Raw genomic sequence first — 5243 nt, forward strand, 5'->3', positions numbered from 1 at the left:
CGTTTCCAGCACTGCCCGCGAATAGCGCGGCGAGCGCTCTGGCCAAAGCCTGGCTAAATATTCACTGAGTTCTGGTCTGGTAATAAAACGATAGCCCGATGCCGTTTCGCTTAACGTTACTCCGCGCCCGGCGTAGTCCTGCAGCAATCTTGATAAGGTGTCATTCAGCCGCTTTTTGCTGATATTCAGCCCATCCAGCACTGTTGTTTGAATCTCATCATGATTCAGTGGTTTGTCGGCAGCGAAAATGGCGGCCTCAACCAGTTGCATCAGCTGCACATCATTAATTTTGCCCGCCATTATGCCTCAGTATCCTTTAATTTGACATGGATCTGGCCGTACGCCTGCACCTGAATGATCTCTACCAGCTTTTCTTTGGTCAATTCCAGCACCGCCAGAAAAGTGACCACTACCCCTTCACGGCCTTCGCTGATGTCAAAACAAGCAGAAAATGCCAGATAGCCCTGATGGCTATTAAGTAAATCCAGAATCCGGCTCATCCTTTCGCGGGTAGACAAATGCTCACGCTTGATATGGTGATGCTGAAAATCTTTTGCGCGCTTTACAATATCTTTCAACGCCAGTGCCAGCTCGGCAAGCTCAACATCTGGCAGAATCAGCAGCGGGGCAAAGTTGTCTGCCAGACTGGCATTGCCGGTGAAATGATCACGCTCGTCCCGCGGCAGGCTGTCAAGTCCAGAGGCGGCCTGTTTAAACACTTCATATTCCTGCAGGCGGCGAATCAGCTCGGCTCTGGGGTCGGCTTCTTCATCATCTGCCTCGGTATGGCGAGGCAACAGCAAACGCGATTTTATCTCAGCCAGCATCGCTGCCATCACCAGATACTCTGCCGCCAGTTCAAAATTAAGCCCCTGCATCAGGTCAATATATTCCATGTATTGCAGCGTAATTTCGTTTACCGGTAAATCGACAATATCAAACTTATGCTTGCGTATCAGGTACAGCAAAAAATCCAGCGGCCCTTCAAAGGCATCAAGCAGAATTTCCAGCGCATCGGGCGGAATATATAAGTCTTCCGGCCGTTCCAGCACCACTTCACCGCGCACAAACGCCAGTGGCAGCGGCTGCTGTATCGTTAAACTGTCTGGCGGCAAATTGTCTGGCAGAGTATCGCTCAAGGTTGGCCCTTATAACTCACGCTTAGCGAAACGGCGCCGGGTCGCCGCAACCTTCGCGCAGCACTACCGGCTCATCATCCGACAAATCAATAACAGTGGTTGGCGACTCGCCGATCACACCACCGTGCAGTATTAAATTAACCTGCTTTTCCAGCCTGGCACGCATATCTTCCGGGTCACTCTCGGCAAATTCTTCGCCCGGCAGAATTAAACTGGTGCTCAACAGTGGTTCGCCCAGCTCTTCCAGCAATGCCAGCGCAATTTTGTTCTGTGGAATACGCAGGCCGATGGTTTTCTTTTTGTCATTCAGTAAGCGCTTTGGCACTTCTTTCGTACCACGCAAAATAAAGGTGTAAGCGCCAGGCGTATTGTTTTTTATCAGCCTAAAGGCTGCATTCTCAACCTTGGCATACACTGAAAGTTCCGACAGATCACGGCACATCAGCGTAAAGTGGTGTTCACCGCTTACCTGACGGATCTGTAAAATACGTTCCATAGCGTTTTTATCGCCGACATGACATCCCAGCGCATAGCCACTGTCTGTCGGGTAGATCACAACGCCACCCTGCTGGATAATTTGTACCGCCTGTTTAAGCAGACGTTGCTGCGGCGTTTCCGGATGAATATGAAAAAATTGGCTCATTGGTATTCTGCTTAAATAAAATTAAAGGCTAATCAAGCGCTTTGCAGCTGAGCTACTAGCGGCCAATCGGCCCAGACAGGGATAACATCGTCGGTTAAATATAGGTTTTTTCCGATATCATTCCAAGTTGTCGCCTGATGAAAATCTGAACCGACCGATGCGGTCAGCCCATGTAACTGGCATAGTTGCCATAGCTCACGCTTTTGCACCGGCGTTTGCTGGGGCGAAATAATCTCAATAGCGTCGCCACCGGCAGCTGCAAACTGTTCCGCCAGCCGCTTTACCCACTTTGTAGTCAGTTTGTACTTCAGCGGGTGCGCCAACACGGCCACGCCGCCGGCGTCATGGATCCAACCAATGGCATCTGCCATGTCCACCCAGTTATTCGGCACATAACCTATTTTGCCGCGACCAAGATACTTCTTAAACACATTATCCATAGTGCTGGCTTTGCCGATACTGACCAGATGGCGGGCAAAATGCGCCCGGGTCAGCGCCGCACCATCGGCAAGTTTCAGCACCGCAGGCAACACATCGGGAATGTTATTTTTTGCCAGTCGCCGTGCCATTTCTTCAGCCCGTATCAGCCGCGCTTGTTGCTGCGTAGCCAAGCGTTGCAGAAACCGCGGGCAGTCAGGGTTAATATTCAGTCCGACAATATGAATTTCCAATTGCTGCCAGCTAGTAGAAATTTCCACGCCATTGACGAGCGTCAGCGGCAATTGCTGTGCAGCAATCGCTTCTCGGGCAGCCGGCAAACCGGCAACGGAATCATGGTCAGTGATGGCCAGCACATCTACGCCTTTTTCTGCGGCACGGGCCACAAGATCTGCCGGTGACAACACACCATCTGAGCACAGCGTATGGCTGTGTAAATCAATTTTCATCAGCACCTCAATATAAGGTGGCTATTGTCGCACAGCACTGGCTTATCGCAAAGCTGGCGTACGGCCATCCGGAAGCTTATACGCTTTTATTTCTGCGTTATAACAAATAAGCACTTGACGCCGGCTACTGTTTTGCGGTCTTATGTGGGCGTAATTCACAAGGTGGCTAAAGCTAATGCAATTTATGACAACCCTTAACCTGACTAACTGGTGGTGGCACATTCCCAACGGGCGTGTGTAGGCGTTGTATTAGCTTTAATTACCGAAGCCCGTTTCCACAAGAAGCGGGCTTTTTTTATGTGCCTGCAAAATGTGTGGCAGCGAGCTGAATAAAAACTTGTTGATTTAAAAGGACAAAATTAAGCATGATTTTTAGTCATATCACTGACACGCCCGGCGAGGTAGCCAGTATCGCCATGCAGCTGCCGTATCAGGCAGACGCATTATCCTGCTACCAGATGCTGACGGCACAAAGCCCTTATTCCTTATTGCTGGAATCAGCCGAAATCGACAGTAAGGACAACTTAAAAAGCCTGCTGCTGATAGATGCAGCACTGCGCGTCGAGTGTAACGACCAAACTGTTGTGATCCGTGCCGTCAGTAATAACGGCGCGGTGCTGCTGCCCTACCTGGCGCAGAAGCTCAGTGCTGACGCCAGTGTTGAGCAACAAGGCCCGCAACTGACGATTCAGTTCCAACGCCCACCTTTACTGCTGGAGGAAAACGCCAGGCTGCAAAAGCCAAATCCTTTTACGGTACTGCGTACTTTGCAACACGAACTGCATTGTCAGAGTGATGAACCTTTTGCAGTCTTTTTAGGCGGTGTCATTGGCTATGACATGGTGGCAACTGTTGAACAATTACCCGACGTACCGGCGGCGGAAAACAAATGCCCGGACTATGTGTTTTATCTAGCTGAAACCTTGCTGGTATTGGATCATCAAACCGGCGACAGCCGCCTGGTCGGCAATGTGTTTTGTGGTGAGCAGGCACCGGCGAACTGTTTTGTTATTGGCAAACGGCTGGAACAACTAAAGCAGCTGTTGCAATCAGCACCGGCAACGCAGCCACTTACAGCTAAGGTATCCGCTGAGTTAAAAGTTGATATTAGCGACAGCGACTTTATGCAGCAGGTCGAAAAACTGAAACAACACATTGTCGCCGGCGATATTTTTCAGGTGGTGCCGTCGCGCTGTTTCAGCTTGCCATGCCCACAACCGTTGGCCGCTTATGCGCGGTTAAAGCAACAAAACCCAAGCCCTTATATGTTTTACTTAAAAGATGCCGCTTTTACGCTATTTGGCGCATCGCCCGAGTCGGCACTGAAGTTTGATGCCCAAAGCCGCCAGGTAGAAATATACCCTATTGCCGGCACCCGGCGCCGTGGTTTTAAAAGCGATGGCAGTATAGACAGGGATCTGGACAGCCGCATTGAGTTAGAACTTCGACAAGATGAGAAAGAGAAAGCCGAACATTTAATGTTGGTTGATTTAGCCCGCAACGATGTCGCCCGTATCAGCGTGCCGGGCAGCCGTTATGTCAAAGAACTGCTAAAAGTAGACCGCTACTCTTATGTTATGCATCTGGTATCGCGCGTTGTCGGTACATTAAAGCCAGAGCTCGATGCACTGCATGCTTATCAGGCTTGTATGAACATGGGCACTTTGGTCGGCGCCCCTAAGGTAAAAGCCGCTGAACTTATCCGCCAGGTAGAAGGTAAACGCCGGGGCAGTTATGGCGGTGCGGTAGGTTATCTGGCCGGTAACGGTGATTTTGACAGCTGCATTGTGATCCGCTCGGCCTATGTGGCCAACAACACTGCCTATATACAAGCCGGTGCCGGAGTGGTATTCGACTCTGTTGCCCAGGCAGAAGCTGATGAAACCCGCAGTAAAGCGCAGGCCGTGATTAGCGCTATCATTGCCGCCCATCAAGCACAGGTACAGGAGTAAGTTATGGCTATCATTTATTTGCTTGATAATATCGACTCCTTTACCTACAACCTGGTCGATGAATTTGCCCAACTAGGTTATGAAACCAGGCTATATCGCAATACAGTGCCGGCAGACTACATTTTTCAGCAAATGTGCGCCGAAACCTCACCGGTATTGCTGGTGCTATCACCCGGCCCGGGTAGCCCTGCCGATGCGGGTTCAATGCCCGCGCTGTTGTTGCTGTGTGAAGCGAAATTTCCGGTGCTGGGTATTTGTCTTGGCCATCAGGCTATCGTCGAGCACTTTGGCGGTGTTGTCGGCCGTGCCGGCGAAACTGTACATGGTAAAACGGCGGCGATTACGCTTAGTCAGCACCCACTATTTAATGGCCTGCCTAACCCCTTCCCGGTAGCGCGCTATCACTCCCTGATGGCGACTGAAATGCCAAATGCGTTGACGCTGCTGGCTAATGACCGCCATATCCCAATGGCTGTTATAAATGAAGAAAAACGTATGCTGGGTTTTCAGTTTCACCCGGAGTCGATCCTGACAACGCTTGGCAAACCGCTGCTGAAACAAAGCATTGATTATTTATTACGGGGCTAACGATGACAGACAAGATTTTAGCAACAGTACAACA

General features: G+C 50.5%; 6 protein-coding genes. 2 read left to right on the forward strand and 4 right to left on the reverse strand.

The window, feature by feature from the left end; translation table 11 throughout:
- From scpB to rnm, 4 genes are all read right to left on the reverse strand, one after another.
- Positions 1-300 (reverse strand): SMC-Scp complex subunit ScpB (gene scpB / locus VIN66_RS18525; RefSeq protein WP_331925364.1); only part of this gene is annotated, 300 nt, incomplete at its 3' end.
- The gene (locus VIN66_RS18530) at positions 300-1139 is read right to left on the reverse strand and encodes a ScpA family protein (RefSeq protein ID WP_331925365.1); all 840 of its coding nucleotides are present in this window, start codon (positions 1137-1139) and stop codon (positions 300-302) included. The genes scpB and VIN66_RS18530, both read right to left, overlap by 1 nt.
- Before the next feature lie 22 nt (positions 1140-1161).
- On the reverse strand, positions 1162-1782 hold the full coding sequence (locus tag VIN66_RS18535; protein ID WP_331925366.1) for an L-threonylcarbamoyladenylate synthase: 621 nt from the start codon (positions 1780-1782) through the stop codon (positions 1162-1164).
- A 32-nt stretch (positions 1783-1814) separates the two neighbouring features.
- Positions 1815-2669, reverse strand: coding sequence for an RNase RNM (gene rnm, locus VIN66_RS18540; RefSeq protein WP_331925367.1), 855 nt, complete (start codon positions 2667-2669; stop codon positions 1815-1817).
- A 365-nt stretch (positions 2670-3034) separates the two neighbouring features.
- On the opposite strand from rnm, the gene VIN66_RS18545 reads away from it, so the two are divergent.
- Positions 3035-4621: an anthranilate synthase component 1 gene (locus VIN66_RS18545; protein WP_331925368.1), complete on the forward strand. Its 1587-nt coding sequence runs from the start codon at positions 3035-3037 to the stop codon at positions 4619-4621.
- A 3-nt stretch (positions 4622-4624) separates the two neighbouring features.
- Entirely contained in the window at positions 4625-5209 is a 585-nt protein-coding gene (locus tag VIN66_RS18550; RefSeq protein ID WP_230818884.1) for an aminodeoxychorismate/anthranilate synthase component II, read from the forward strand.
- The last annotated feature ends 34 nt before the right edge of the window (positions 5210-5243 follow it).

This window comes from Rheinheimera sp., from assembly GCF_036568245.1.
Classification (GTDB): domain Bacteria; phylum Pseudomonadota; class Gammaproteobacteria; order Enterobacterales; family Alteromonadaceae; genus Alishewanella.